Annotated in this window: 2 protein-coding genes; both read right to left on the reverse strand. The window is 47.4% G+C overall.

All coding sequences use genetic code 11. The features are described from left to right. Positions 1 to 1,296, reverse strand: a 1,296-nt coding sequence (locus ACQ9LF_RS13900) for an MCP four helix bundle domain-containing protein (protein ID WP_462490022.1), incomplete at its 3' end; no start/stop codon positions are given. Positions 1,297 to 1,842: 546 nt separating this feature from the next. Next, the coding region (locus ACQ9LF_RS13905; protein WP_462490023.1) for a hypothetical protein at positions 1,843 to 2,072 on the reverse strand (230 nt) is incomplete at its 5' end.

Genomic DNA, 2,072 nt, shown 5'->3' on the forward strand with positions numbered 1-2,072 from the left:
TTCATCCATCCGGGTCATGGCCTCCGAGCCGTTGGTGGCTGCTTTCCTGGCCTCCGATGCCAGGGTATTGGCCTGGACGGCATTGTCAGCGTTCTGTTTGGTCATGCTGGACATTTCTTCCAGGCTGGAGGAGGTCTCTTCCAGGCCGGCGGCCTGCTCAGTGGCCCCCTGGGCCAGCGACTGCGAGGCCGCTGATACCTGGGTGGAAGCCGAAGCAACCTGGTCAGCGCCTTCTCGCAATTCTTCAATAATCCGATTGATGGGCCGTGTTATCGCACGCGAAATGAATATGCCAAAGGCGATTGCTACAACCACGCCGACAATCGCGGAAATCAAACTGAATGTCTTCAGGAAGATGGTCTGTGCTTTGGAATTATGAACTTCTTCTTCGGCTTCGTCACGGGTGATCTGGACCAGTTGATTCAAGTGTCCGATTGCAGCACGCTGGCGTTCTGTAATCGGCCCCAAAAGCTGCTGCTGAGCCTGATTTAGAATATCGATGGAGTTGTCTGCGATTTTACGAACCTCGCGTAATGCATTGAAGGTGCTTTCCGCAGCAGGCACAATCTCGTTATCATATAGAGTCTTTGCCTCTGCAGTTTTGCCGGCTTTCACCAGGTCTTTGGCTTTTTTGATACCTTCATGAAAATGCTTATGCGGCACTTCGCATTGTTTGATGCACTGAGTGAGTGTGGGATTGGTGGTGCTGAACGTGTTCATCCATTTACCAAAATTACAGTTGACATGATCTTCGCATCCATCAAACAACTCCTGAGTCTGCAGCATACGCAGGGTCTGCTCAAATCCCTTATAATGATCCCCGCGAAACGTCTCAAGCTGTTTGCTTAACTCCTGAGGATTGCTCACTCCATTTTCATCAAATTTTTTGCATAATTCAATATAGGTGTTGTTTTCTCCTTTCCAGGCATTCCATTCTGCGGCAAATTTCGACCAGATCTCTTTCTCCGTATCCGTGTGAGGAAGTGCTTCGTAAATTTTCCACAGCTCACTGTAGTTGGTTCGCGCCGTGGCTAAATTCTCATATTGCCGTGTCCGGATATCTGTGGGCAACCCCGGTATGCCCAGTGTTCGCATGGTACCGCGAATGTTTTCTGCAATTTCCTTGATTCCCAGAAGGCTGCTTAATGTAGGAATCCGCAATTCACCCAGTTCATTTACGGTTTTTTCGCTTTGAATCGAGCCGTAATACCCGACGGATCCGATTGCCAGAGTAATCATGGCTACACCCAGAAATGACAGAATCAGCTTTGTGCCCAGTTTCATTTTGTTAAACATACCCGATTTCCTTCAAAAAATACCTTACGTTCGTTTGGCTCGACGAACGCCTCACAAAAGAACCGGCTGAGCCGTTGCTCGGTTTCGAGGCTTTTGATTCCTCATCAGGTTATGTCTATCATGGTGTCAAAAACCCTATCGGAGAAAATAACGGGAGTCCTAACCGTAATAATGCCGATTGGCTCGGGAAAAATACCGAATATAATTTTTTGCCTTAAAGTCCGTCCTATAACCAATTGCGCAAAACCGAAATGGTGCCAATAAAAAATAGGGTAATGAAACCAATAATATCCGCATTCGAAGAAGATGTGTTAAATTAGCTCAACCATGGCGAAATATCGCACATTTGAGTCAAATGCCAAAAAATCTTTAAAACAAACCGGCATGTCCGATAACCCGGATTTGTGCGGGCGTTTTCATAAAATGTACGGATTGTTACCGAGTAGAAAAGAGGGAAATTTCCCGGTCAGCTAAAACACAAAACGGCGTAAACGACTCAGGGTGTTTACGCCGCTTTGTTCTTTATCAGGAAAAAGGGGGAGAGCCTTATCCGTTAAAATCCTTGAATTCGTGATCGCCAAGCGGCAATTGACTGGCCGCGGCGGTCTTGGTGCTTTTAAATCCGGTTTCTTTTTTGGTACCGCTGGAGGATGCAATGTCATGATAAGCCTGATCCAGCTGGGTTAAGTGCTTTATGGGCTTAGTCTTATGATGGGTCGTGGAGGTGTCCCGCCGGGCGTTGATGCCGTTGACCAGCATGACCAATTGATCCACCA

Origin of the sequence: Anaeroglomus insulsum (assembly GCF_050689095.1) — a bacterium.
GTDB lineage: Bacteria > Planctomycetota > Phycisphaerae > Sedimentisphaerales > Anaerohalosphaeraceae > Anaeroglomus > Anaeroglomus insulsum.